Genomic DNA, 23483 nt, shown 5'->3' with positions numbered 1-23483 from the left:
GCTCGGGATCGAGGAGCTAAAGGGCCCGCCTCCATGAGAAGAGAGACTATCGCCGTCCACGGCGGCTTCAAAGACGATCCGGTCACCAAGGCGGTCGCCGTGCCGATCTATCAGACGGCCTCGTACGCATTCGACAGCGCCGATCATGGAGCCGCGCTCTTCAACCTTGAAGTGGATGGATACCGCTACACCCGGATCGGCAATCCGACCAACGCGGTGCTGGAGAGTCGCGTCGCCGCCCTGGAAGGAGGCATCGGGGCACTCAGCGTGGCCTGCGGCCAGGCCGCGGTGAACTATGCGGTGATCAATATCGCGGAGATGGGCACCAACGTCGTCTCGGTCCCGCAACTTTACGGCACCACGCATACGCTGTTCGCGCACATCCTGCCGAGGCAGGGCATTGCGGTCCGGTTTTCAGAAAACGACCGGCCAGCGAGCGTAGAAAGACTGATCGACGACAACACGCGGGCGGTGTTCTGCGAGAGCGTCGGAAATCCGGCCGGAAACGTCTGCGACATCGAAGCGATGGCCGAGGTCGCGCACAGGCACGGCGTTCCGCTGATCGTCGACAACACGGTGCCGACACCGATCCTGCTCCGGCCGATTGAATATGGCGCAGACATCGTCGTGGAGTCGTTGACTAAGTTCATGGGCGGGCATGGCACCACGCTCGGTGGAATTATCATCGACGGCGGCAAGTTCCCATGGGTGGAGCATCGCCGGCGCTTCCCGATGATGAACGAGCCGGAGAAATCATACCACGGGCTGGTCTTCACCGAGCGCTACGGGGCTGCTGCCTACATTGCACGTTGCCGCGCCGTCTCCCAGAGGACTACCGGCGCCGTCCTGGCGCCGATGAACGCTTTCCTGCTGCTCCAGGGCATTGAAACGGTCGCGCTGCGGATCGAGCGGCACGTCGATAATGGCGCGAAGGTCGCGCAGTTCTTGCGCAATGACCGCCGTGTCGGGTGGGTGAATTATGCGGGCTTTCATGACAGCCCGTATTACGCACTGACGCAGAAGTATCTGGGTGGTCGGGCAAGTTCACTGCTGACTTTTGGCGTGGTGGGAGGCTTCGAGGCGGGCAAGCGTTTTTACGACGCGCTGAAGCTCTGCAAGCGGCTGGTCAATATTGGCGATGCGAAATCGCTCGCCTGCCACCCCGCATCGACCACGCACCGGCAAATGTCTCCCGAAGAACAGGACAAAGCCGGCGTGCGGCCCGAGATGATCAGGCTGAGCATCGGAATCGAGCACATCGACGACATCATCACCGACCTTGATCAGGCCCTCTATGCAGCGAACTGATTCTGCGTCAACCGCGAAGGCATTCCGATGCCAGTCCTAATCGACATCGACTCCGACGACCACCACTTGTTCTTGCGAGCGCGGAGTGGAGGCGGCGCCGTTATTGCGTCGCCGGCAAACCGGTTGGAGTGCCTCGACATCGGCCTCATAAACAATATGTCGGATGCTGCCTTGATGTCGACCGAGCGTCAGCTGTTCGATCTGCTCGATGCGGCGGCCGGGCGGCTTTTCGTCAGGCTGCATCTCTATACGATGGAGGCGACCCCCCGCTCGGAATGGGGGCGCGATTACGTGCGTCGATACTACCATGGCATCGACGACCTGCTGAGCCGGAGCCTGGATGGGATCATCGTGACCGGCGCCGAACCCAGAGCCGCGAGCCTGACGGAAGAGCCATATTGGACCACCTTCGCAGAGATCTCCGACTGGGCCAGGGAGAATACCTTGTCATCGGTGTTTTCCTGTCTGGCCGTCCATGGCGTGGTCCTGCACCTGGACGGCGTTGCGCGCCACAAGCTGCCAGCCAAATGCATCGGTGTCTTCGCTCAAACGAAGACGAGAAATCATCCGTTGATGCACGACGTTCCGGCGACTTTCAGAATACCGCACGCCCGCTGGAACGCGGTGCCGGAGGAAGCTCTTGAGAGCAGCGGATATTCTGTTCTCACTTGGTCGGCTGAGGCTGGCGTCGACTGCTTCATCAAACAGCAGAAGAAGAGCCTTTTCGTCCATTTCCAGGGCCACCCGGAATACGAAACCCAGAGCCTGTTGGGCGAATATAGGAGAGATATGGGTCGTTTCCTCCGGGGAGAGAACGACGTCTGTCCGACGATACCGAAGGGCTATTTCGGCGATGAGGCAGAAGAGATACAGGTCGCCTTCCGACAGAAAGCCCTTTCCGACAGACACCCAGAGCTATTCGCCGATTTTCCAGCCGATCAAGTGGCGAAGGACCTGAGCAACGTTTGGCATCTGCCAGCCAAGCGTATATATCGCAACTGGTTGCAGTACATGGTGTCGGAGCGAGCTGGACGCTCAAAGCCGTTGGGGACGCGAGAGGCGGCTCTCTCCGCAGCAGGAATTCCGGTGCGTCGCCATGTTGCCGCTCGATCCGCTCGTCTGGCGCGCTCGCCAAAGCTGATGACCAAGACGCGGCTCGGATATCACGAGTGAGAGCTCGGATCATGATCCGATGCCGCGAAATAGGACTAGCCGATCTTAGCACCATCGCCGCTCTTCTGGCACGCGGCTTTCCCATCCGCTCGCGCGACTACTGGATCGATGGACTCCGACGCATGTCGGCGCGTGAGGTACCCGATGGCTTCCCGCGCTTCGGCTACCTGCTTGACCATGAGGGGACGGCCGTCGGCGCTGTGCTATTGATTCACACCGCACGGGATGATGACGGCTGTACCTCCATCCGCTGCAATCTCTCCAGTTGGTATGTGGAACCGGCCTTTCGTAGCTACGCACCGATGCTCACCAAGGTTGCGCAGCGCCACAAGGACGTGACCTATGTCAATATCAGTGCGGCGCGATGGACTTGGCGAGCCATTGAAGCGCAGGGATTCCGCCGCTATTGCGGCGGCTTATTCTTCTCCCTGCCAGCGGTATCGCGTCCGGTCAAAGCTATGCGTGTCGAAGTCGTCCGGCAAGACGCGTTGGCGGTTGCCGGCTTGTCCGAAGCCCACGTCGCGCTGCTTGCACGCCACGCAGCCTATGGCTGCCTCAGCCTGGTATGCCGCGCCGCTGATGGCCGCGCCTTTCCGTTCGTCCTGCAGTCGATGCAAATCCGCAGGATTGCGCCTCTCGCCATGCAGTTGATCTATTGCACCGATGTGGCCGACTACGTTGCCTGCGCCGGTGCCATCGGCCGCTTCCTGCTCTGGCGCGGCCGAATCTCCGTCGCTCTCGACGCCAACGGCCGCATGAAGGGTCTGGTCGGGCTCTACAGGGAACGCCGCAAATACTTCAAGGGTCCACATTGCCCCAGGCTTGCCGATCTGTCGGATTCTGAGCTGGTGATCTACGGACCATAACTCTGTCGTCCCGGAATGGAGGTTCGTCATGGTTCCCGACACCAAGTCCATCAGCCATTCGAGAACAAGGACATTCTTCCGAGGCCAATGGCATGAGGGCAACGTGCCGATCATGGGGCCGCGCACCCATGGGCTCTGGCTCGCCTCGACCATCTTCGACGGCGGGCGCGCCTTCGAGGGAGTTACGCCCGACCTCGATCGTCATTGCGCCCGCGTCAATCAATCTGCGGTCAACTTCGGGCTCAAACCGGTCGTCGATCTCGGCACGTGGCTCGGACTGGCGCGCGAAGGTATCGCCCATTTCCCGGCCAATGCCGAACTCTACATCCGCCCGATGTACTGGCCGCAGAACGGCATCGGCGGCGGAGTCCTCTTCGACCCGGAAACCACGGACTGGTGCCTTTGCATCTACGAATCGCCGATCCCGGAGCCCGTCGGCAGCGCGATTACGCTGTCGCCGTTCCGCAGACCGACCACCGAATGCGCGCCGGCCGATGTCAAGGCCTCATGTCTTTACCCGAACGGTTCTCGTGCGCTCAGGGAGGCCGCCTCGCGCGGCTTCCAGAATTGCCTGATGCTGGACATGCTCGGTAATGTCGCAGAGTTCGGCAATTCCAACGTGTTCATGGCGAAGGCGGGCGTTGTCTATACGCCTGCGCCGAATGGCACCTTTCTGAACGGTATCACGCGGCAGCGCGTGATCGAACTCTTGCGCGGTGACGGTATCACGGTGATAGAGGCACCGCTGCGCTATGCCGATTTCGTCACTGCAGACGAGATCTTTTCGACCGGAAACTTCGCAAAAGTCGCGCCCGTGATCCGGATCGACGACCGGCACCTCAAGCCCGGGCGCTTCTACGCACGTGCACGAAAGCTATATTGGGATTTCGCACACGGCGTGAAGCTCGCGGCGTGAGAGGGGCTATGTCGGCCCCGAACCGGCACGGAAGTTCTGCTGCCGGCTAGCCTTTTTGACGCCGCGATCCGACTTGCGAGCCTCTCTGGGACCGGTCAAAATAAGCGCGCTACGGTGAGCAATTCCAAGCCGGAAGATGATGATGCGAACACTCCTTCCGTTCTGTGTCGCCCTGGCCTGTCTCTCAGCAGCGATGACTCTGAGCTCGTCCAGCGCGAATGCAGTGTTCTGGCGTGGCCTGACCGCACCAACCAATATTGATTATCACGGCTTCACCATCCTCAGGGAGCCTCCGCCAAGCCCCTGCCAGTGGATACGGGTCAACGGCTATTACGTCCGCCAATGCGTACGCTAGCGGCTGCCCGTGCTTTATGTGAAGTGCCGGCGATTGGTCATCTCGATGCTGCCCGCCATCCAAGGTCGGGAATGGCCGATTTCGGCCGATCGATAGAATAGAGACTACCGACATTGGCGGCCGAATAGCGCCCTCAGTCCTCCATTGCGTTCAACTCCTTTACGCGTTTCTCGCCAGTCGACAACGCTGTGAATCGTCAGGTCCACGATAGCGCGCTCGGAAGGGCGAGCGCGTTGTCGCGCGTCGACCGAACTCCGGTCCATCTGCGAAAATGGTTAATCGAGCGAGGATTACCCCCTTTGATCCGCCTCACCACTCGATGGAGCAGGCGAAACCTTCGGGCCGAACCGTATAACTGGATTTAGTTGGCGGCAGGGGTCTTTTCGCCAACGAACGTTGCGATGTTCTGTCACCTCCAAAGAAGGGATTCTCCGATGTTGAAGTATTATTTTGAGACCAGGGAAGCGTTGAAGCGTCTGCGCACGGACCAGGACGGCGTGGTGTCGTTCGAGTACATCATCGTCGCGGTTTGTATCGTGGGCGCAGTGGGTGCTGTGTTCGGTGGCGGAGCTGGTGGTCAGATCGGGGCGGCGCTGACTACCGGGATCACCGCTATCACGACCGCTTTCGCTACCGCCATCGCGGGTTGATACAGGCGTCTGACCCCAGAGGGGGGCAATCCAAGCTGCCCCCCTTGTGTGCTCCTGCCTTTTCGTCTGCATTCCGCTTTTTTGAGGCGTGCATTTCATGAATTGGATTGCTTCCACAGCCTCGATTCTGGAAATCCTGTTGTTGCTCCATGTCGCAACGATCGATGTCGCGACGCGCTTGATCCGAAACGAGATTTGTCTGGCGCTGGCGCTCCTCGGGATCGTCAGTCAATTGCCCGACGCGATGCAAGTTGCGGAATCGCTGATAACAGCCGCCATTCTCTTTCTGCTGCTGTTTGTCGTGTACACTTTCGGAGGAATCGGCGGCGGCGACGTCAAGTTGCTGACTGCCTTGGCGATCGGTTTTCCCCCGACCGGCGCGATTCAGCTATTGACGATAACTGCGCTGGCCGGCGGGGTTCTTGCCCTGGTGCATCTGCTAATGCGCCTCCTGCCATATCCCGGGTTGGCACCCGCCGGATCGTCGCTCGCTCGCCGGGTCTACGCGATTGAGCGTTGGCGCCATTTGCGGCATGCCCCACTACCATACGGAGTTGCTATAGCGTGCGGCGGTATTTGGACCATCTTGAGCAAGGGATTATGAGATGTCATCCGCGTTGCGTCTGTCGATCATCGTGGTACTTCTGCTCGCGAGCACTGCGTTCGGGCTGATCGCCTACAACATGAACCTACCGAAGGCGCAGCCTGCGGCCCCGGCACAAGTCGCAGAGATGGCTCCGGCGCCGGCAGCGGCGCCGACCGCCGGATACTTTGTCGCCGCACGTCCGTTGCCGAAGGGGACATTGGCGCGCGAAGAAGATTTCGCAGTACGCCAAGTGCCGCCCGAACGTCTTCCAGCAGGGGCAATTCTTGAAACGCCCGACTCGAAGATTGGGCTTCCCGGATCCCTGGTTCGCAAGTTCGTCGAGGCTGGCAGTCCGATCACCTTGCAGGACGTATTGCGACCGCGAGATCGGGGTTTCCTGGCCAGCGTCTTGGCACCGGATAGCCGAGCCATCAGCATCAAGGTGGACGAGGAGTCTGGCGTCTCAGGGCTGATCAGGCCCGGTGATTATGTTGATATCCTGTTGACCCAGGTGTTCGAAAAGGCAGATCCCGCGCGCCGCGCCCTGAGTGAAACAGTTCTGAGCAACATTCGAGTCATTGCGATTGACCAGGAGATTGTGCAGGGCGGTCGCACCATAAGCTCGGTGGCCGGCAAGCAACCGCAAACCGTGTCGTTGGAGCTTGCGCCAGATCAGGTCAAGAAGGTCACTGTCGCAAAGCAACTCGGGACCCTCTCCCTAGCCGTAAGGGCAGCAGTCGAGCAGTGGGATACGGCGGCTGACACTGCCGCCATGTCCAGCTGCGATGTGTCGCCGGAACTTGCGCGGCAGAATGCAATTGCCGGCCGGACCGCAGCGGTCGTCGTTCATGCCGGCGGTCAGGTCAAGCAATACTCGGTCAGGAAACAGGACACAGCCGACGCTCTGGTCAACTGCGACGGATCGGTAGTTTCCCACGGGGGTGCGACGATGGTGGTTCAGGCAAGCAAGTTGCTGGAGAAACGTTGATGAGTGTTAACACTGCAATCGCTGCTTCGCCCGAAGAAGCTACCTCCGTCGTCACGCGCAACCGCATCGTCTGTTTTGTGGATGACGAGCTCAGTGCCGCAGCCCTGCGCAAGGGCCTCGAAGGTAGCAATATATCGATCAAGCGTGGCACGATCCGGAACGCGATACGAATGCTCGAAACCGACACCGATCTATTCGCGTTGGTGACGGACATCAGCGGCATCGATGATCCCTTCACCGAACTGGAAAGGCTGGCCGGGGTCTGCCCGCCCGATGTCCGGGTAGCTCTGATCGGCGAGAGCAGGGAGATCACCTTCTACCGCGCGCTGATGGAGCTCGGCTTGACCGAGTATCTGCCGAGGCCGATCACGCGGGACATGGTGCTGGACCAGCTGCGCCCGAAGCTGCTTGGCAACGTGGTGCACAGTCAGCCCGATCGTGGCGGGCATGTGATCTCGATCTGTGGTGCGCAGGGCGGTGCCGGCGCAACGAGTATCGCGATCAATCTCGCCCTGCAGCTGGCCGAAACCACCAAGGCTAAGGTCGCGCTGCTCGATCTGCATCTGCAAGGCGGCGAGACGGCGGTTATGTTGGGTGTTCAGCCCGGACCAGGACTCCGCATCGCTTTGGAGAATCCGATGCGGGCAGACACGTTGTTCCTCGAACGCGCGGCGATTGAGGTTAACGAGCGGGTTTGTCTGATCTCAGCGGATGAGGAGCTGGATGCGCAGCTCGACATCACTGAAGCCGGCGTGAGACACGTGCTGGGTCTGCTGCGCCAACGATTCAATTACATCGTTGTCGATGTCCCGGTGCCGTTTCCGGCATCCATCCACCCGGTGATTGCGCTTTCCCGTCATGTGCTGGTGCTGCTGGAAGCTGAGGTGACCGGACTGCGCAATGCTCATGCGGTGCGCGCTGCGGTAACCAATATCGCTGGCAAGGATCGGGTGTTTACTTTGCTTAACCGTGCCGATCGCCCCGGCGGCCTCCCCCGTGCGGCCGTTGTCAAGGCGTTGGGCGCAGAGCCAGACATGGTGGTGCCGGATCTCGGCAAAGGCATGACCCAGGCGGTCAATCTCGGAATTCCAGCGCTGAAGCACGTATCAGGACTGCGACGTCACCTCGCCCCCATCGTACGGGAGATCACGGGGCTCGGCGCCGAGCGGGAGGGTTGGCTGAGGAGGCTGCTTGGACGATGAAGACTTTCGGTAGGCGCGACGACGATACGCCAGCTCATTTGTCGGCATTGACGCCATTGCCTGCGTCGCCGCCCAACTTGCCTGCAGCTGCGCCCAGGCCCGAACCTCCGCCTCAGCGGCCTCTCATGCCAACCTCGCTCCGCGAACGGGTCATCGAGCAGATTGAGCCATCAGTGGCCGCGACTGTTTCGCGCGATGTCCTTCGGCGGCAGATCGAGCAAATCATCCATGGAATCGCCAACGAGGAACGGCTCGAGCTGTCAGCTCGCGAACAGGTTCAGCTGGCGGACGAGATTGCGGACGACATGACCGGCTACGGGCCGCTGCGTCCGCTTCTGCTCGATCAATCGATCAACGATATCATGATCAACGGACCGAGTAACATTTATGTCGAACGAGCCGGGAAGCTGGAACGGGTCGCGGTGCGATTCCGCGACAATGACCACATCGCATCGGTAGCGCAGAAAATCGCCGCGCAAGTTGGGCGACGCGTTGACGAATCCAGTCCGATGGTGGATTGCCGCCTGCCTGACGGCAGCCGGGTCAACATCATTTTTCCGCCGCTGTCGATCCATGGCCCCTGCATCTCGATCCGAAAATTTCCAAGCCGCCGTTTGGACATCGCCGGGATGATCGAAAACGGCTCAATGACGGCGGCCATCGGACAATTGCTCGAGATTGCCTCCCGGTCTCGGCTCAATGTTCTGGTCTCCGGCGGCACGGGGTCCGGCAAGACGACGCTGCTCAACGCCATGAGCCAATTCATCGATCACAGCGAACGCGTCGTCACCATCGAGGACGCGGCGGAGTTGCAGCTCCAGCAGCCGCATGTGATCAGCCTGGAGACCCGGCCTTCCAGCCTCGAAGGCACGGGGCAGGTGACACAGCGCGATCTCTTGTGGAATGCGCTGCGCATGCGTCCTGATCGGATCGTCGTGGGTGAGGTGCGTGGCGCTGAGGCATTTGACATGCTGCAAGCAATGAACACCGGCCATGATGGTTCGATCTCCACGGTGCACGCGAATAGTACCCGAGACGCGCTGACCCGCATCGAAAATATGGTGCAGATGGGGCAGGTGAATCTACCGACGCGCGCAATTCGAGCTCAGATCGTAGCTGCGCTGGATCTCATTGTGCAGGTTGAACGCATGCGGGACGGACAGCGCCGGATTGTTCAGATCAGCGAGGTCGTCGGCCTGGAAGGGGACGTGATTACGACCAATGACATCGCAGCCTTCGAGTATCACGAGGAGGATGTGCATGGGCGTATATCAGGCTCCTACAGGTGCAACCTTGCAACCCCGAAATTCAAGAGCCGTCTTGTCTATTACGGGCTGGATGGAGCTTGGGCCGAGGCCATGAGGCAGGTGTGATGCCGGAGTCTGTGATCGTCACTGTTCTGGCGCTCGCGATGTGCGCAGCAGCCATTTCGTTGTGGATCGATGCTCGGGAAAGACGCATCGATCGCCGGCTGTCGGTTGCCCTGCCGGCCTCGCATCCGGTTAATCTGCCATCCATTCGCCGGCTGGAGACCGGGTCTGGGTCCCTGTTTCTCCATCGCCTGGCCAATTACAATCCCGAGATCCCCTACATTTGGCATCCGGCCTATGTGCTGGTTCCCGGTGTCGTCGCAGCAGCAGCAACTCTCTATGCGATTCACCTGCTCGGATATTCCATCCTCTACGGGTGCATTGCCGCTGCAATCCCAGCCGTTATCGTGGTGCGAGGCCTGTTTGGATGGCAGCAACGCCGCGTTGCCCTCAAGCTTTTTCGACAGCTGCCTGATGCGATCCAACTGGTGACCAGTACCGTTCGATCGGGTCTGCCCGTGCACGAAGCGTTTCGCGCACTCGCGCGCGACATGCCGCAACCAACGGCTGGCCAGTTTGCCATCGTATGCAGCGAGGTGAATTTGGGGAGACCTCCAGAGCAAGCTGTCGAATCTGTCTATCAGCGAACGCAAGTGGCGGAATATGCAATATTTGCGGTGACACTTGCAGTCCAGTTGAAGTCAGGTGGCAGCTTGGCCGAAACTTTACAGAACCTGGGAGACACGGTCAGGCAGCGTGTTGCGCTGGCTGGTCGCGCCAAGGCGCTCGCAGGAGAGGTGATCTTTTCATCGCGAGCGCTGACGATATCGCCGTTAGTTGGAGGCGGAGTATTATACGCGGCCAATCCGCAGACCGTTGATCTGTTGTTCACTGATCCGGTTGGAAACAAGCTGCTGGCTTACGCGGTGGGCTCAGTGCTTCTTGGGGCGCTGGTGATAAGCTGGATGGTCAGAAGGGAAACAGAGCTGTGACTGTTGGCCTAGGTCTGGTAGCCCTCGCACTAGCAGCTGGCAGTGCGACCTGCGTCTTGATCATCCAGGAATTACACCTTCGTGCATTGGACACGCGGGTATCGAACGCCGTGATGGGTATCCCTTACCGGCCGGCCCCGTTCCAAGACGTGACCGGTTGGTTTTCATGGCTCGGCATGCGGTACCGCCGCTTCTACGCCGAGGAAAATCTGGATCAACTACGCGCGATCCTTCAATCGTCAGGTTTCAATCATCGACGAGCGTTGCCAACCTGGATCGGTGTCAAAGCCGTCAGCATGTTCCTTTGCCCAATCATCGCCGCGGGTGTTGCCCTGCTTCTCGGGAAGGCACTGACGGATGTGCTGGTCTTCACACTCATGGGCGTGATGATCGGGATTTTGGGGCCGCGATTGATACTGACCGTGATGAAGCGGCGGTTTGATGCTGCCATTCGGGTCGGCACCCCGGATATGATCGATTTGCTGGTTGTATGTAGCGAAGCGGGAATGGGTCTGGAGAGCGGTCTTGTACGAGTAGCGCAGGAAATGAGCCAGACCAATCCCCCTGTCGCGCGGGTCTTGCAAGGTCTTATTGACGATCTCCGGATATTGCCAAGCCGCAGCGAGGCATTCGAGAAATTAGGGGCTACGTCGGATGGGCTTCGCCGCTTCGGCACCATGGTCGCTCAAAGCCTGCAATACGGAACGCCGGTGGGCCAGGCTCTGCGGAGTATCGCTGTCGATCTCCGGCGAGAGCGTATTACCAAGCTTGAAGAAAGGGCACACAAGCTGGGCGCCAAGCTGACCATTCCGATGGTGTTGTTCCTGCTCCCAGCCATGTTCGTCATTTTGGGAGGAAGTCCCATTCTGCACCTGGCGCGTTCGTTTGCCAGCTTCGGTAAGTAGCCATGAGCACGGTTACCCTGTCGAAAACCTCCTCTTACGATCGAACGATGCAACTGTTCGGCGGCATGTGGTTCATGTTGCTGGCACTCGGCGTCGCCATTAGAATCGGGGCATTCACCGATCCCTGGCCGTCGCTTCTGTCAAGTTTTTGCCTTGCCGTTTTCTACACGCTCCTGGCGGTGTTGATCATGACCAGGTCGCCGGCAAGGGCGCAGGCGGATGGCCTCCTCCCGAGAATAGCGGCGTTCGTCGGCACCTATATGCCATGGACGATCGCCTTCTTCGGCAAAACCGACCAAGCGTTACCAAACCTGGCATCCACCGCTTGCGTGTTGATCGGCATGATCATGATGCTGGTCACCATCCGGCACCTTGGTAGGTCATTCAGTTTGGTGCCGCAGGCGCGCAATGTGGTGCAAACGGGTCCGTACCGGTGGATCAAGCACCCGCTCTACCTCTCGGAAGAAATCGCGGTGCTCGGTGTCGTGCTGAGAAACCTGACAGCGCTGACAGCGGTCTTGCTGGTCCTGCATATCGGCGTCCAGGTTTGCCGAATTCTTTACGAAGAAGACCTGCTTCGGCGCAATTGCCCCGAATATTCCAGTTACGAAGCATCACGTTGGAGAGTGGTCCCTTACGTTTGGTGAGCGGCTATGCGTAGCCGAATTGTCATGGACATGGTTCAAATCGCTACTGTTCGGACGCCGCGATCGGAAGTGGTAAGCGTCGGTCGAGGCAGGCGCGCGTGTCGTAAAAAATCGTTCAGTGCGGATCAGCGCGGCGCCGTCGCGTTTGAGACAATGATTGTTTATGTATTCCTAGTGGCGTTCCTGCTCATGCCGCTCGCCGACGTGGCCGCCGCGGGCTTCCAGTTTACCGCCGCCTGGGCGGCGTTGCGCGGCTTCGGGCAGTATGTGCAGTACTACAATCCGCTCGGCCCCGACGGCACGGTGACCTGGAGGGCAGGGCTACAGACAACGGTCGCCGGTTACCCGATCAGCAACATCCAGGTCATATGCGGCGACGCACGCGCTGCCTGCTCATCAGGCAATATTGCTACTCCGAAGTATTTCACATTCACGACAACCGTGACTTTGGCCCCGATTGCGTTGAGACGGGTTCTGTGTCCCACCACTTGTACGTACACGCTGCTTTACTCAGAACGCTTCCAGTAGGTGCTTCCATGCGTCATCTGCTTCATTCACGACGAGGCTCGGTCGCATTCGCAACAGTCATCGCCCTCGTGCCACTCATCGGAGTTGTCTCACTTGGGGTCGAGGCCGGATCGTGGTACGTCACCAAGAAGAACACGCAGAACGCTGCCGATGCGGCAGCCTATTCGGGCGCCTTGCGGCTTGCATGCGCGATTGCTGGTGCGACCAACTGCGATCCACAATCGGTGGATTATCGCGGCAAGGAATTCGCGGCACAGAATGCGTTTTGCAACTCAAATCCAGTGGACAACACGCCCTATCCTGACAGTCGGTGTGTTACGACCCTTCCGAGCAGAATCTCGCGGGCCGTGCAGATCGATATCGGCGACTACGTCGGCGACGCCAATGCGGGCACGTTCACAACGCCACCTAAAGGTACGGGTAACGCCGTTCGCGCCGTAGTGAGCCAGCAACAGCCAGCCTACTTGGCGGCTGTGTTGGGTTTTAAAACCGTGAAAATCCCCTCCCAAGCCATTGCTCTGGTCCAGAACCCGACAAAACTGTGTGCGTTGGCACTCGGGCCCGACTCAGGCGCACTCAAGCTTGGTGGTAACCTCAGCAACAACGGAAGTGGCTGTGGGATGATGTCGGACACCACTGTTCAGTTTGCCAGCACGCCGACTTTCACGGGTTCCGGATGGGCGGTTTACGGTGCAAGTGGCTGCACCCCTTCAGGCACCTGTAGCGATCCTGGCGTGACGCACAACTATTTCATGCCGAACGCGACCAATCCGCTTAGCAAGTTGGACGGCGAATCGTTCAACAGCAGGACCGGCAATACCAACCCGGAAACAAAGGTAACATGTCCCATCTCGCCAGCGCCGCCCGCCGGCACTAAGACTTGTTACACGACGTCCCCGAATGCTCCTCCTGCGACTGGGGCGTACGGAAGCCTGACGGTGACGACCGGAGACTATTTGGATTTCGCTCCAGGCACATATGTTTTCTATAATGCGACAATAAAGATCAATGGCGGAACGGTCACCTGCAACGCCTGCACAAAGTGGCCGCCTGCTGGCACAGGTCTGGGCGTAACCCTAGTATTGTTGGGAGATTCGAGCCTTTCCATCAGCGGCGGCACGGTGACTCTCTCTGCTCCTGTTACCAACACGTTCTCGTCCGATCTGAACGGCGTTCTGATCGATGATCAAGCGCCGACGAAGTCCAAAAACGCTGTCACGATCAACGGCGGTGGTGCGGTCGCTTTAGGGGGGGCGGTGTATTTTCCGTTCGTCGACGTTACCTGGAACGGAGGGACTCAAAGTTCAAACACAACGTGTTCAGAAGTGATCGCCAAAACACTCACCATGAGCGGCGGCGGCTTCCTGAGTACGCAAGGGTGCGGTCCCGTCGCTTACACCCAAGTTGTCGGTTTGGTGCAGTGATGAGAAAGCTCGACAATCGCGGTGTCGCGGCGTTCGAATTTGTTCTCGTCTTCACCGCGCTTTTCACATTGATATTCGCCATCTTCGATGTCGGACGCTATGCGATCACCATACAATCATTGCGGACGCTCGCGAGCGCCGGCGCCCGGGCAACGATGATCAGGTGCTACACACCTGACGTAACCAACAACACGTCACCGTCCGGCTGTATCGATATCAATACCTACCTGCCTGTCGCACAGAGGCAAAATGTTGCGCCTTTCCTGTATTTCGGCGGTCTTACGCCAACGATGACCGCGGGGTCCAGCCCCACCAATTTGACTATTACGGCTTCTCAACCAGGTTTTAAGATGCTGATGCCGATAGTATTCGGCATAAAGTTGAACGCGCCGAGCGCGTCCACAAGTATTCCCTTCTAGCACACTTCCCAGCATCACCGATGAACACCCGATCAGCCCCTGGCGATTAGAACGATGCCGGATGCGATGCCAAGACAAGCGCCATCATCATGACAAGTGTGACCGCATCATCGGCGCAGGCCGCCGTGAATACGGCAGCATGCCTTACCGTGTTGACTGGTATCACCGTATGGCCGCGCCGGTCGAGTTGGCTAAGTGCGTGGGCATGTAACGATGCCAGAGCTATCTGCGTCTGGCCAGGCGCATCTCCAAGCGCGCGACTCGACGTTCCTCCGACTGCGGAGCGACGACGGGAATTCGTACCCGAGACGGTTGTGCTGCAGGATTGTTCCGAACAGGCGGAGAGAATGATGCTCCCTGGCAACATTGGAAAGTTTTCTTGGCTGCATGCGGCAATGCGGTAAGCGTCTCTTCTTGCAAGGAGGCAGCATGAGGGACGATGATCTTGGAAACACGAAGTAACGAATTGTAGTGGGACAGAATGTAAGCTCTCCTACGTGGTGCGCGGAGGAGAATTGTTGGGGACATCGAGCACGTAGATTTGCGGGTATAGCCGTGAATCGGGGCGGGGGGACTCGAATGGGTGGCGCTGGCGTTTCGGGGAAGACGGTAGGGGGACTTCTCGCCTTCGGCATGATGGGCCTTGGCGCGGCGGTGGTCTTGTTTGGGTCCGCCGACGGCGCGGAGGCTGCAGACCGGCGGAGCTCCTCCGGCGGCGTCTTCGTCAGCGAGATGAGCGATGTCCAGCGGGTCAAGGTCGTCGTCAACAAGTCGCGCACCTTCAAAGTCGATACGGCCTTTGCGACGATCGTCGCGGGGTCACCCGACATCGTCGATGTGAAGTCGCTGAGCGATCACCTGATCTACGTCCAGGGCAAACAGACCGGCACCACAAACGTCATACTATTTGACTCTTCAATGAAGCAGATCGGGATCCTCGACGTCGAGGTCGTGATCGATACCGGCAATCTACAGCAGAACATCCGGAGCAGCACCGGCGGGCAGGGTATCCGCGTGTCGGCCTCCGAGGGGCAGGTGGTGCTCAGCGGTACCGCAGCCGACGCGGTTACGGCCGAGCGGGCGATGGCGATCGCCACCAGCACCGTTGCGAAAGGGGGAGTCGTCGTCAACGCCATGAGCGTCGCGGCGCCGCAGCAGGTGATGCTGGAGGTACGCTTCCTCGAGGTCAGCCGGGAGGCCGGTCGAAACCTCGGCGTGAACCTTTCTGCGGCGAATGCCAACGGCACGAACATCGGTCGCTCCGGGCTGGGCGGTGTGACCGCCGCCGGTCGAACACCGATCGGTGGTATCAACACCACCAATGGTCCCCTCGGTGCTGGCGGGGGGCCTGTCGGGAGTGCCCCGACGGGTAGCCTCCCTGTCCTCGGAACGGTAGGGACGCTGTTGGGGACCGCGGGCGGTGTAGCACCTGCCCCGTTCGGAAGCTTGCTGACCAGCCTCATTCGAACCAGCAACGGTGGCTCAGTGGACATGCTGATCTCCGCATTGGAAACGAAGGGATTGGCGCGTCGACTGGCGGAGCCGAATTTGACCACGCTGTCCGGCGACGCCGCCCGCTTCCTAGCCGGCGGTGAGTTTCCAGTGCCGATACCGACTCAGACGACAAACGGCTTTCCCACCATCACGATTGAATACAAAAAGTTCGGTGTTGAGCTTGCCTTCGTCCCCACCGTGCTCTCGCGCGGCGTGATCAATCTTAGGGTCGAGCCGTCGGTCAGCGAGCTCGATTTCACCAATGCCATTACCATTCAGGGCACGACCGTTCCGGCTCTCACCCGTCGCGACGCGCGGACCACGGTCGAGTTGCGCGACGGCCAAAGCTTTGCCATTGCCGGCCTGCTCCAGACCCGCAATCGCCAGGACGTTTCGCAATTGCCGTGGATTGGCTCGGTGCCTGTGATTGGGACCTTGTTCAGCAGCAAGTCGTACCAGCAGGAGGAAACGGATCTGGTGATCATCGTGACGCCGCGCCTGGTCGCGCCGGCGGCGCCCGGTCAGCAATTGGCCTCGCCGCTCGACTCGCGTCTGCCGGCCAACGACGTCGATTTCTTCCTCAACGGCCAGACGGAAGTTCGCAAGCGCTACGACGATTACGTCAATTCCGGTGGTGAGGTGAAGGGACCGTACGGCCATATCATTGCGCCTGAAGTCAGGGCGCCCGTCGTGGCCCCGGCCGCTGCCGTCGACCAGCCGGTCGTCAAAACCCTAAACTAGAGGACGCGCGAGATGACCATGAGGTATCTAGTTCTGCTCGCGCCCTTCCTCCTTGGGGGGTGTTACGGTCTCTACGGTCATGACGAGGTGGACCGTTACTTTCAGCGTTCCGACACCGTCACGATGAGTGCGGGTAACGCCAAAGAGGTCAACGCCGTCACCCATACGATCCATCCGTGGCCGCGATACGTCGGCGACCGCAGGATCGCGTACGACGCTCGGCGCGTTGGCGCCGCCGTCTCGCGATACGGCAACACGCAACAGCCGGTGGATCAGCTTCCCGATAATGGTGATCCGACGAGACAAATGGGCCAGCGGCCTCCCGTCACCCAGAATGTCAACGTGACCGGATTGGGAGCGGGAACATCGGGCGGAATCTCGGTGCCGGTCGGCGCGCCGGCGGCGGGAGCTAGGTAGCGGCTTTTGGTAAGTGAATTTAGTGACGAGTATTTTGCGCTCGGCGGAGTGAGTCGGTTAGGCCGGGCGGGGGACAAGGGTTATGCGAGCTATTGTAATGCTGACTTGCTGCTGGCTTGCGCTAGGCCTTGCGGGGTGTGACTACACGCTAAGGGAGGCCGCGATCGTGGCCCCCGTCGATCCGCCGGGCGGGGACCCCGTGCAGGAGCCGACCGACGTCAAATATTACCCGTCGGACGAACCCGTCCGGCTGGGACTGGAGCATTTCAATCGCGGCAGCTACGGGCTATCCCAGCGCTATTTCAAGGACGCTGTCGAGAAATCACCGAAGGACCTGACGGCCTGGATCGGGCTCGCCGCGAGCTATGACCGCCTGCGTCGTTTCGACCTGGCTGATCAGGCCTATGCGCAGGCGATTAGGCTGGGAGGCGAAACCGTTCAAATCCTGAATGACCAGGGATATTCGTACATGCTGCGCGGCAACCTGAATGCGGCGCGGCGAAAGTTTGAAAAAGCCTACTCGCTCGATCCGGGTAACCCGGTTATCGCCAATAACCTCGAGCTTCTCAACGGCAGTCGCAGGTTCATCGAAAGGCCGCCGAATAATCAACCATAGGCAGAGCGTGTGCCAGATTGATTTTTATTGATATTTGGTCGTCCGGTAAGAAGCCGAATTGAGCGGGGCGGGACAGGCGAGCGTTCGCCATAGCTTGACCAGGAACAGGCACAAGAGTTCTCTGAGGCAGGCGAGGATGCGGCGGAAGTTGTGCTGAGAGAACGACGTTGGCGGCGTCGCCGGCGCGGCCTTTGAGGTAGCAGCGGCCGAGGTGACCTTCGGCCTTCAGGTGTCCGATGATGGGCTCGATGGCGGAGCTGCGCAGCTCGCGCTTGATGACACCGAAAACGCGCGCTTTTGGCCGGAGATGAGTGTTTCGGTGCGGCCAATGACGTCCCGCAGGGTGTGACCGTCGTACGGGTTATCGGGCGGCGCCCTGGCGTGCAGAACGAACAGGCCACCGGGAGCGCGGCGGTTGTTGCTGACGATGGAGGCCTTCACGCCGAACTCTAAGGCGCGGCGGCCTTGCCTTCGCCGATGCACTCCACCTCCGGGGCATGGAAGGAATAAAGCTTCCAGCCAGGCTGGCTCTGGTGTTGCGAGCGGTTCTGCGTGGCCCGCCCAAGCGGGAGGGCGAACGCCTCCTCCAGTGCTGGCTGGTCCAGTGCGGCTGGCCCCCGATCCTGCGGCGGATGTCGCGGATGATCCGGCCCAGCCGGCTGCGCAGGATGCGCAACTGCCGCTGAAGCCGCTTGAACTGTTTGGCATGGGCGTAGCGGCCGCCGGCCTTGGCGACACGAGAATAGGATTGCCGCAGGCCTGACGCCGTGCCTTCTCGACAGGCGGTTGACCCCCTTGATGGCCGCATGCAGCAGCTTGGCATCGGCCGTAAACGTGATGGCCTTCGGCTGCACCGTGGTGTCGACCGTGACCAGCTTGAGGTCTTGGCCGCGTAACGCCGCCGGCCTCGTGCGCCAATGGCTCAGGTCCGAGCGCTCGTGCGGGAAGACGTGTTGGAAGAACTCCTCGCCGGTGACGAACTGGAAATACGGGTCGTGGACCCAGCGCTCGCACACTCTTCATCGGACGGCCCGTAAATGTGCTTGAGCAGCAATGCTCTCTGTCTCAAGTTGCCGCCATTGCGCAACCAAAACGTCGTCGCGTCAGCTCCGCAGTCTGCCAATCGCAACCCGCGATCTCACACTATCCCCATAGCCGCACCACCGCGCATATTCTCCCGCGCCTTCACAGGGCGAGTTTGGTAGCGCCCCGGCGGCAGATTCCTAGCAGGGGAGGCACGCGCGCTGCGGCCAACGGCCCGCACGCTACGCGGCAGGCTTTTTGAATAGTCCCACCAAGAGCGACGGCCCGGCATTAAAGTAAGTGAATCTAAGGCTGCATACGAAGAGGTACCCCTTTTGAAATTCGACAGTTGGCGCTCTGCGACAAGTTAGCTTCTTCACATCCGAGGCGGAAAGCCGGATTTTGCGACGCTGGGAAAACTCGGCGACTGGCGAGGACAAATTCAGTTGGAGGTGACACCGATGCCGCTCGCACCTTTCTACACGGCCCATTGCAATGTGGATCTCGAGCCTTCGCCGATCGAACCATCGTGGATCATCGAGGGCAATCCGGAAGCTCGCTCGCGCCTTTTGTCGAAGAGCGGATGCAAAACTGCTTGGACCCTGGTCTGGTCGTGCACCGAGGGCCGATTCAACTGGCACTATGATTTTGACGAAACAATCATGATCCTGGAAGGATCCATCGTGCTCGAAAGCGATGGCATGCCGCCGAAACGCTATGGCGTTGGTGACTTAGTCTTTTTCCGCAGCGGCGCCAGCGTCAAATGGTATGTCGAGGGTTATGTGAAGAAGGTCGCTTTCTGCCGCCTGACAAATGCGCCGGTGCTCGGTTATGCCATCCGCGCCCTCAACAAGCTCAAGTCCGTGATCAGGCGGAATAACCCGGCCCTAGTCCCCGCGCTGGTCTGTTTTAACCTGCTCGCCTAAGCTGGCGCATTCAAGTGGCACCCAGCCTCATGCGGGACTGGTAGAACTGGAACAATGCGCTTGACGGCGCGTTTGCTTGCGCCTCCAGCCGAAAGGTGCCCCCCCGACTGCTAGAGGAAAACCCGCAAGGCGGGTTGGCGGCCCCTTGGTCGGGGCCGTTTAAGTTTAAGGTAAGGCCGTCTCAGCCCAAGACTCGGCACCTTACAAGAAAAGGCCCCAGCCCGGGGGGCCTCCCGGCTGGGGCTCTAGTTTTCCGGCACAACCATTTGGATAGAAGTGCCAGCCTCCTCAAGATCGAATATCGTCAATACGGGCACGGTATGGCGAGAGCTTGCGGAAAAATAATCTAACATATGGCGCTCAAGGCGATTGTGTGATCCTCCGCCACTATGGATCGCAAGTGGCCACCTTGATCCAGAACTTCAGCCGGCTACCGCGGTAGAGGGTTGATCGCTGCGCGCGTGATCGAAAACTGAACGATCAGGAAAGTCAGCCCGAGGATCCCGGGACTGTCAGAAACCTCGACGCGCCATGTGTTGTCCTGCCACAACGGACCGTCCGGTCCATCGTTGAGAATTTGTCCGCACAATTCGATCGCGGCTGCTTCCGCAGCTTCGATGTCCGGAAGCTCCAGCCCGACGTCATCGAAGACGGAAATGCCGTTGTGAACGTGGAAGAAGAAGCGGGTCATCTGCACGACTCCCCTCCAAGGGACCGTAGCGAGGAGAACGCCCGATCTCACTCCGCCAATATGGGTGACCCGATAACTAGACCGACTGTGGAACCCGGAACGCGGCTCTTTTGAGGGAGATGAATGCCCTTAGTGGGTAGGTTTTCTAGTCAGAGCCCGAGCCGGCGGACTTCGCCTGGTCGAAGCGCATCTGATTTCACGCGCAGGCGGTGCTGCAAAAGCCTCGTGTTGTGCCCGTCGCCTACGACCCGTGCGACCGCTTGGGTCGCCTTCTCAGGTTTTACCGCTGCAACCCAATATGACCTTTCCCCGTCGGGCGAGATGACCAGAATTATGGGTAAGCGGACCATCATCAAAAAATTCCGCACCGTAAGTGTCGCCGCCGGTGGTTGTGCCACTAGTCCCTAAAAGATACGCCGCCGAGTTCGAAATGTGCCGTCTCGGCGACGCCCTGTTTCAATCTGGGCCCGTGAAATCCCCGGCTGCTAGGCATCAGCAAAGCCCGTGCCGCGGGGCTTCGGTCCCGCGCTCACGCGGACGGTGCAGACATCGGGCCTATTGCTTTAGCCCGGCGGGCTTTTCTTTTGGCTTTTGCGGGCGCGGCAACCTGGGGCCTGCTTTCAGGCCGCTGTTCTTGTGCTCTGGTTGGTTGCTTCGGGCAGAGAAACCTCGCGGACCACCGCTGCTCGAACCTTCGTTGGACGTCCAGAGGGACGGCGGACATCGGAAAATCTCCTCGCCCCCGGGGGTTCGTTGCCTTAACGCTGAGGGGATCCAAAGGTTCTCAGCCATGCGCCCGGCACCCATGCAACCGGAAGCGTCTGGCGGTTGGCATGCTGGAAGGCTGTGACGCTGAAGCCGGCCCCGCCGGTTCTCGCGTTCCATTAACGTGCAGCGCTGACGTCAAGCTTACCAAGGGAGTTAAGTTGTCTGCGCGCTTCGCGGTGAAAGTTTGAGAAGGCTTATTCGCTCGATCCCGGCAATCCGGTCATTGCGAATTCCTGGACGGTGGTCGCAGTTCATCGAAAGGCCACCGAACAACCAGCCATGATTAATCGCGACCGTCCGCGATTGGCCTGGACCGCCCTCCGTGCCCGCAAGATCGCGTCCTAGCTCGGTCCGAGCACGGCATCCGCCTGACGACTGTCCTTTTTGAGGATGACGATTGCGCCATTTCTGATCGCAAACCTTGCGCCGATCAGTTTGGAGATTTTTTCCGTAAGAGCAGACGGGAAGGGGATAGTCGGCCCGCTGACGGGATCACCGACGCTGATGGGCGCCGTGGAAGCGTCCACGAGGGGCGCCGGCTTGATATAGTCGCGAACAAGCTGAATCTCTTCGCGAGAGAGAAGAAGAGGGGCTTCTTGAACGCGATTTTCTCGCGACGGTTGATTGTTTGGGCCGCTCACTTTGTCGAGAGCTTCCTTGCTCTTTTCGACCTGATCGAGCCTGGCGACGCGCTCCCTCAGCGGAAGCAGCTCGCGTTGCATGGCCGTCAGTTCGGATCTCAAGGATTTGACCTGCATGAGGGCGGCTATCGCGCCGGCGCAGCTCGCGATGACGAGCAGGCTCAGCAGCGCGAGCAGCAGGCGTTCGATATTTGCGCCCGAGTGCCGGGTCACTTTCGGCGGTTGGCCCTGCTCGAGATGACGGCGCCAGGTGCCGATGGCGCCCTGCATGCGCTGCGCTAGCCTGCTCAGGATATTGGAGCTTGAAGATAGGTCTCGCAGCCCGGAGCCGAATTTGGAGATCAAGAAAGCAGGAGCATCCGAGGCAATCTCATCGTCGCTATGATATGCAGATGCTTCGCTACCTTTCACATGCGGACGACCGTCATTGGTTCGACTGGGCATGCGCGGGTCAGCAGGCGGGGAAGTCGTTGATAGGGCTTCCGGGCCGCCTGTCTCACCGTGAGGGGCGATGAGATCTGTGTTCCGGTCAATTGACCGAGGTTCAAGGTCGAATTTCTTCAGGGGCGTCTCACTGATCGAGCCGTCAATCAGGTTCGGCGACAGGGTAGAGGCAAAGTCAGGTTCAGGCAACTCGCGCCCAGAGAACGCCTCTCACGACAGCATCAGGCGCGCGGAAAGCGGGTACGCCCTAGCGTGCGGACCATGGCCATCCCAGTGCTGGTTGCGGCTTTTTGGCTTGCGGCCGCGCTGGGGGTGGTGCCGAATTGTGTGTCTGAGCAATGTTGGTCGGCTGGCGCGGTCGCGGCAGTGGTATTTCGGACGTCACCTTTGGCTCCTCGGGGCTCACCTTCGGCTCTTCGGGGATCAACTTTGGCTCCGAAGCGTTGGCGATGACTCGGGCCAGTTGTTCCTGGCTTGCGTTGAGCCGCTCGGCAACCGTTTCGCTTTCGCGCGCGGCCCGTATTTGAGTCGCCCTGATCTGGTCGATGATATCGTTGTTGCGAGCTATTTCTGCCTGGCTCGCCTTGAGTTGGTTTGCGACATTTTCATTGTCGCGGACTAATTGTCCCTGCCTCATCTCGAGCTGTGCGACCGTTTCCCTCAAGGTAGCGAGATCATGCGCCATCGATTGAAGCTGTTGCGCAAAATCGGACGACTGGGCGATCGCAGTCGGCGCGGCCTGTGTCAGAGGTGCTGGGTCTGACGGGGCGATGGTTTCCGTATATACGGAGGACGACCACCACCAGGCAGCAAAACCGATGGATGCCGCCAATAGAGAGCCGACGAAAGCCAGGTAGCGCCAATCCGAAAAATAACGAATCGTAGGCAGTGGACGACCAAGCGTCTCAATACCGGTCTGCGGGTCCCGCGGATGGACCCTCGCGTCGCGCGCGAGGTTCGAAAGCTGTTCCTCCAAGCTCGCAAACGGCCCTTCCGTAAGTTTGTCGTCCAGCGTGGAATCCATTAGAGGCTCCGTATCAAACGCGATGCGACCGCAGCTGCGCTACGGCAAGCTGCGAAGCTTCGTGGGGATGAGCATGCGGCCTGCACGTCAAATCGTTTGTCTCTTATGATGCATCCTTGAATGTCCCTGCGTTTTTAACCCAGCCGGCGAGGCGGAACTATGTTCGGTGGCCGGAGAAACTACGCAAGGAACCCTTACGCTTCTGTCTGGTGGCGCATCCGCTGAGAGTCCGCGGCCCGAAAGCGGCGGCCTGGGCAGAATGCCGCACGGCGCCGCAAGCGAGTGGCAGAAACGATTGCAGGAGGTGGATCAGGCCCATCCCACGAGGTACCCCGCAATGGGGGCCAGCGAACGGGGGCTTGCGGCAAAGTGGCATCTTCACGCGCTCAGCTGGCAACCGGATTATGCAGGTCCCGGGAAAGTCGGCAA

Annotated in this window: 22 protein-coding genes and 1 pseudogene; 19 read left to right on the top strand and 4 right to left on the bottom strand. The window is 59.9% G+C overall.

Annotated features, from left to right (window positions below):
• Positions 1 to 33: 33 nt before the first annotated feature.
• From K3F49_RS11310 to K3F49_RS11225, 18 genes are all read left to right on the top strand, one after another.
• Entirely contained in the window at positions 34 to 1308 is a 1275-nt protein-coding gene (locus K3F49_RS11310) for an O-acetylhomoserine aminocarboxypropyltransferase/cysteine synthase family protein (RefSeq protein ID WP_234681423.1), read from the top strand.
• Positions 1309 to 1335: 27 nt separating this feature from the next.
• Entirely contained in the window at positions 1336 to 2481 is a 1146-nt protein-coding gene (gene metA, locus K3F49_RS11305) for a homoserine O-succinyltransferase MetA (protein ID WP_234681001.1), read from the top strand.
• Between the two features lie 11 nt (positions 2482 to 2492).
• Positions 2493 to 3347: an acyl-CoA acyltransferase gene (locus tag K3F49_RS11300; protein ID WP_234681000.1), complete on the top strand. Its 855-nt coding sequence runs from the start codon at positions 2493 to 2495 to the stop codon at positions 3345 to 3347.
• Between the two features lie 28 nt (positions 3348 to 3375).
• Positions 3376 to 4263: a branched-chain amino acid aminotransferase gene (locus K3F49_RS11295; protein ID WP_234680999.1), complete on the top strand. Its 888-nt coding sequence runs from the start codon at positions 3376 to 3378 to the stop codon at positions 4261 to 4263.
• Positions 4264 to 5052: 789 nt separating this feature from the next.
• Positions 5053 to 5268: a hypothetical protein gene (locus K3F49_RS11290; RefSeq protein WP_234680998.1), complete on the top strand. Its 216-nt coding sequence runs from the start codon at positions 5053 to 5055 to the stop codon at positions 5266 to 5268.
• A gap of 97 nt (positions 5269 to 5365) precedes the next feature.
• Positions 5366 to 5872 (top strand): A24 family peptidase, encoded by a 507-nt coding sequence (locus K3F49_RS11285; protein WP_234680997.1) that lies wholly within the window; start codon positions 5366 to 5368, stop codon positions 5870 to 5872.
• A 1-nt stretch (position 5873) separates the two neighbouring features.
• Positions 5874 to 6842, top strand: a complete 969-nt coding sequence (cpaB, locus tag K3F49_RS11280; protein ID WP_234680996.1) for a Flp pilus assembly protein CpaB — start codon at positions 5874 to 5876, stop codon at positions 6840 to 6842.
• A complete protein-coding gene (locus K3F49_RS11275) occupies positions 6842 to 8044 on the top strand; it encodes an AAA family ATPase (RefSeq protein WP_234680995.1) in 1203 nt (400 codons plus the stop codon). The genes cpaB and K3F49_RS11275 overlap by 1 nt, the downstream gene beginning before the upstream one ends.
• Positions 8041 to 9417 carry a CpaF family protein gene (locus K3F49_RS11270; protein ID WP_234680994.1) on the top strand — a complete coding sequence of 459 codons (1377 nt, stop codon included), beginning with the start codon at positions 8041 to 8043 and terminating at the stop codon, positions 9415 to 9417. The genes K3F49_RS11275 and K3F49_RS11270 overlap by 4 nt, the downstream gene beginning before the upstream one ends.
• Complete coding sequence (locus tag K3F49_RS11265) at positions 9414 to 10346, top strand: type II secretion system F family protein (RefSeq protein ID WP_234680993.1); 933 nt, start codon at positions 9414 to 9416, stop codon at positions 10344 to 10346. Before K3F49_RS11270 ends, K3F49_RS11265 begins: the two co-directional genes overlap by 4 nt.
• Positions 10343 to 11251 (top strand): type II secretion system F family protein, encoded by a 909-nt coding sequence (locus tag K3F49_RS11260; RefSeq protein WP_346657314.1) that lies wholly within the window; start codon positions 10343 to 10345, stop codon positions 11249 to 11251. Before K3F49_RS11265 ends, K3F49_RS11260 begins: the two co-directional genes overlap by 4 nt.
• 2 nt (positions 11252 to 11253) lie before the next feature.
• Positions 11254 to 11898, top strand: a complete 645-nt coding sequence (locus K3F49_RS11255) for a methyltransferase family protein (RefSeq protein WP_234680991.1) — start codon at positions 11254 to 11256, stop codon at positions 11896 to 11898.
• Between the two features lie 24 nt (positions 11899 to 11922).
• On the top strand, positions 11923 to 12426 hold the full coding sequence (locus tag K3F49_RS11250) for a hypothetical protein (RefSeq protein ID WP_234680990.1): 504 nt from the start codon (positions 11923 to 11925) through the stop codon (positions 12424 to 12426).
• 8 nt (positions 12427 to 12434) lie between these two features.
• A complete protein-coding gene (locus tag K3F49_RS11245; protein ID WP_234680989.1) occupies positions 12435 to 13850 on the top strand; it encodes a pilus assembly protein TadG-related protein in 1416 nt (471 codons plus the stop codon).
• Positions 13847 to 14269, top strand: a complete 423-nt coding sequence (locus K3F49_RS11240; protein ID WP_452100873.1) for a TadE/TadG family type IV pilus assembly protein — start codon at positions 13847 to 13849, stop codon at positions 14267 to 14269. The genes K3F49_RS11245 and K3F49_RS11240 overlap by 4 nt, the downstream gene beginning before the upstream one ends.
• 579 nt (positions 14270 to 14848) lie before the next feature.
• Positions 14849 to 16504: a type II and III secretion system protein family protein gene (locus K3F49_RS11235; RefSeq protein WP_234680987.1), complete on the top strand. Its 1656-nt coding sequence runs from the start codon at positions 14849 to 14851 to the stop codon at positions 16502 to 16504.
• 18 nt (positions 16505 to 16522) lie between these two features.
• Positions 16523 to 16921, top strand: a complete 399-nt coding sequence (locus tag K3F49_RS11230; RefSeq protein ID WP_234680986.1) for a hypothetical protein — start codon at positions 16523 to 16525, stop codon at positions 16919 to 16921.
• Positions 16922 to 17087: 166 nt separating this feature from the next.
• Positions 17088 to 17537 carry a tetratricopeptide repeat protein gene (locus K3F49_RS11225; protein WP_234680985.1) on the top strand — a complete coding sequence of 150 codons (450 nt, stop codon included), beginning with the start codon at positions 17088 to 17090 and terminating at the stop codon, positions 17535 to 17537.
• Between the two features lie 24 nt (positions 17538 to 17561).
• On the opposite strand, the pseudogene K3F49_RS11220 reads toward K3F49_RS11225, so the two are convergent.
• Positions 17562 to 18591 (bottom strand): annotated as a pseudogene (locus K3F49_RS11220) (IS5/IS1182 family transposase); the annotation flags it as partial.
• Between the two features lie 430 nt (positions 18592 to 19021).
• Between K3F49_RS11220 and K3F49_RS11215 the strand changes: the two are divergent.
• Positions 19022 to 19486: a cupin domain-containing protein gene (locus K3F49_RS11215; RefSeq protein ID WP_234680984.1), complete on the top strand. Its 465-nt coding sequence runs from the start codon at positions 19022 to 19024 to the stop codon at positions 19484 to 19486.
• 430 nt (positions 19487 to 19916) lie between these two features.
• Here the strand turns inward: K3F49_RS11215 and K3F49_RS11210 are convergent, their stop codons facing one another.
• The 3 genes from K3F49_RS11210 to K3F49_RS11200 form a co-directional block, all read right to left on the bottom strand.
• Complete coding sequence (locus K3F49_RS11210) at positions 19917 to 20177, bottom strand: DUF6894 family protein (RefSeq protein WP_234680983.1); 261 nt, start codon at positions 20175 to 20177, stop codon at positions 19917 to 19919.
• Positions 20178 to 21286: 1109 nt separating this feature from the next.
• Positions 21287 to 22219, bottom strand: coding sequence for a hypothetical protein (locus K3F49_RS11205; protein WP_234680982.1), 933 nt, complete (start codon positions 22217 to 22219; stop codon positions 21287 to 21289).
• A 58-nt stretch (positions 22220 to 22277) separates the two neighbouring features.
• Positions 22278 to 23054: a hypothetical protein gene (locus K3F49_RS11200; protein ID WP_234680981.1), complete on the bottom strand. Its 777-nt coding sequence runs from the start codon at positions 23052 to 23054 to the stop codon at positions 22278 to 22280.
• Positions 23055 to 23483 lie beyond the last annotated feature (429 nt).

It is taken from the genome of Bradyrhizobium monzae (assembly GCF_021458635.1).
Classification (GTDB): Bacteria; Pseudomonadota; Alphaproteobacteria; order Rhizobiales; family Xanthobacteraceae; genus Bradyrhizobium.
The sequence above is the reverse complement of the archived record's forward strand: the minus strand, read 5'-3'. Positions and strand labels throughout refer to the sequence as shown.

What these genes read in the sequence shown, in the direction of transcription:
- K3F49_RS11230 (WP_234680986.1), top strand. Translation starts at nt 16,523, where the DNA reads ATGAGGTATCTAGTTCTGCTCGCGCCCTTCCTCCTTGGGGGGTGTTAC.
- K3F49_RS11255 (WP_234680991.1), top strand. Translation starts at nt 11,254, where the DNA reads ATGAGCACGGTTACCCTGTCGAAAACCTCCTCTTACGATCGAACGATG.
- K3F49_RS11210 (WP_234680983.1), bottom strand. Translation starts at nt 20,177, where the DNA reads ATGACCCGCTTCTTCTTCCACGTTCACAACGGCATTTCCGTCTTCGAT.
- K3F49_RS11290 (WP_234680998.1), top strand. Translation starts at nt 5,053, where the DNA reads ATGTTGAAGTATTATTTTGAGACCAGGGAAGCGTTGAAGCGTCTGCGC.
- cpaB (WP_234680996.1), top strand. Translation starts at nt 5,874, where the DNA reads ATGTCATCCGCGTTGCGTCTGTCGATCATCGTGGTACTTCTGCTCGCG.
- K3F49_RS11275 (WP_234680995.1), top strand. Translation starts at nt 6,842, where the DNA reads ATGAGTGTTAACACTGCAATCGCTGCTTCGCCCGAAGAAGCTACCTCC.
- K3F49_RS11295 (WP_234680999.1), top strand. Translation starts at nt 3,376, where the DNA reads ATGGTTCCCGACACCAAGTCCATCAGCCATTCGAGAACAAGGACATTC.
- K3F49_RS11270 (WP_234680994.1), top strand. Translation starts at nt 8,041, where the DNA reads ATGAAGACTTTCGGTAGGCGCGACGACGATACGCCAGCTCATTTGTCG.
- K3F49_RS11200 (WP_234680981.1), bottom strand. Translation starts at nt 23,054, where the DNA reads ATGGATTCCACGCTGGACGACAAACTTACGGAAGGGCCGTTTGCGAGC.
- K3F49_RS11245 (WP_234680989.1), top strand. Translation starts at nt 12,435, where the DNA reads ATGCGTCATCTGCTTCATTCACGACGAGGCTCGGTCGCATTCGCAACA.
- K3F49_RS11250 (WP_234680990.1), top strand. Translation starts at nt 11,923, where the DNA reads ATGGACATGGTTCAAATCGCTACTGTTCGGACGCCGCGATCGGAAGTG.
- K3F49_RS11285 (WP_234680997.1), top strand. Translation starts at nt 5,366, where the DNA reads ATGAATTGGATTGCTTCCACAGCCTCGATTCTGGAAATCCTGTTGTTG.
- K3F49_RS11215 (WP_234680984.1), top strand. Translation starts at nt 19,022, where the DNA reads ATGCCGCTCGCACCTTTCTACACGGCCCATTGCAATGTGGATCTCGAG.
- K3F49_RS11235 (WP_234680987.1), top strand. Translation starts at nt 14,849, where the DNA reads ATGGGTGGCGCTGGCGTTTCGGGGAAGACGGTAGGGGGACTTCTCGCC.
- K3F49_RS11300 (WP_234681000.1), top strand. Translation starts at nt 2,493, where the DNA reads ATGATCCGATGCCGCGAAATAGGACTAGCCGATCTTAGCACCATCGCC.
- K3F49_RS11310 (WP_234681423.1), top strand. Translation starts at nt 34, where the DNA reads ATGAGAAGAGAGACTATCGCCGTCCACGGCGGCTTCAAAGACGATCCG.
- metA (WP_234681001.1), top strand. Translation starts at nt 1,336, where the DNA reads ATGCCAGTCCTAATCGACATCGACTCCGACGACCACCACTTGTTCTTG.